Source organism: Synechococcus sp. H60.2 (genome assembly GCF_047462315.1).
GTDB lineage: Bacteria > Cyanobacteriota > Cyanobacteriia > Thermostichales > Thermostichaceae > Thermostichus.
In genome coordinates this window covers 1-1,517 of sequence record NZ_JANSIZ010000144.1, presented here as the reverse complement: position 1 = coordinate 1,517, position 1,517 = coordinate 1, and the positions used below count along the sequence as shown (strand labels likewise).

1 protein-coding gene and 1 riboswitch are annotated in these 1,517 nt (G+C 60.8%); the gene reads right to left on the bottom strand.

The features are described 5' to 3' along the window. Positions 1-140: 140 nt before the first annotated feature. The gene (locus NW845_RS12775) at positions 141-1,211 is read right to left on the bottom strand and encodes a sirohydrochlorin chelatase (protein WP_414378802.1); all 1,071 of its coding nucleotides are present in this window, start codon (positions 1,209-1,211) and stop codon (positions 141-143) included. Between the two features lie 29 nt (positions 1,212-1,240). Beyond that, a riboswitch (cobalamin riboswitch) is annotated at positions 1,241-1,377 on the bottom strand. Between the last annotated feature and the right edge of the window lie 140 nt (positions 1,378-1,517).

The window sequence follows — 1,517 nt, the reverse complement described above, 5'->3', positions numbered from 1 at the left end:
CTGGTCAATAAAGTGTATTGGGAAGGGCTAGGCTTTGGCATGATTTGCTCCCTAGAAATTGTGAAGCAATACATCCAAAATCAGTCAGAGGGTGCTATCCATCCCCACCGTATAGACGGTGGGGAATTCCGCACCTTACGTTAAGGCACTTGCCAAGCCCGTTGGTGGTAATTCTCTAACTGAGCCCAGGGATCCGCAGCCGCTGCGGGGGCATGGCCGTGGTTGTGGGGATGGTGATGGGATCCCTGCCCATGGGAATGATGGTCATGATGATGGTGGTGGTGATGGGATCCCTGCGCGTGAGGGTGATCCTGATGGTCGTGGTGATGGGTATGCCCCACTCCCAGCTCTGCGCTCACCGCCAGGCGAAACTTGCAGAGGTGGCAGTTCATTGGGGTTTGGCCCTGGAGGGCTTCCTGCTCCAGTTGCTGCAGGCTGTGCAACACCGTATCCACAAGACCCAACTCCGGCAGCATCAGCCACTCGATCTGGGGGTATTGGCGTCGCCGCTCTTGCACCGCCGCCTCGATTTTTTTCACCAGCACCCCTGTGAAGAGAAAATAGGGCAGCACGATCACCCGGCGCGGCTGCCAGGACAAGGCCCGCTCCAAACCCACCGGCAGGCGGGGATGGGTGATGCCGATAAAGCAGATCTCTACGGCGGCCAACCCCGACCCTTCCCAGAGCAGCCGGGCCAGCTTACAGGCTTCGGCGTTGGCTTCGGGATCGCTGGAGCCGCGACCGACAAACAGCAACACCGTTTCCGCCCCTGGGATCTGCCGCGGTTGGGCAGCCAGCAAAGCGGCCAAGCGGTCTCGCAGCAGTTGCAAGATCTCGATGCGGATCCCCAGCGGCCCCCCGTAGTGGATGCGCAACTGCGGGTGGAGGGCCTGCAGGCGATCCAACTCCACGGTCACGTCGAACTTGTTGTGGCGCGCTCCAAACAACAACAGCGGCAGGGCCACGATCTCCTGCCACCCTTGAGCCAAGCATTGTTCCACCCCCTGGGCGATGCTCGGCTGCGCCAGCTCCAAAAAACAAGGGATCACCGGCCGCTGGGGGGTGAGGGATTGGTACGCTTGGGCCAACTCCAGAAAGGCTTGCTGCCCCTCCGGGTCGCGGGATCCATGGCCGATGAGCAAGAGGGGCAATGGAGGAGAAGGAAACTGCCCAACCGCAAGGGGAGGGGAAACAGGGAGGGTATTCAACACAAAAAACTCCGTTCCTTGTGAATCGCAAGGGGTACAGGACAAGGGCAGGTGGGTGTTCTGGCTGAGGGAGGGATCCCATCACAGTTGCGTCACAGTGGCGGATTTGCACCGCGCTTTCCCCAATCTGCCCGAGTCTCTTAGGTTAGCTTGCCGCTTGTCCTTCACCAAGCCCCCCTGGGGGGATAACCCCGGCCCCCTGCCTTGATCCCTAGCTCCCCTCTCCCTCAGGGAGAGGGGCTGGGGGTGAGGGTGCCTCAGGGAGAGGGGCTGGGGGTGAGATGTCTCTTATAAACATCTGCCGCTGCC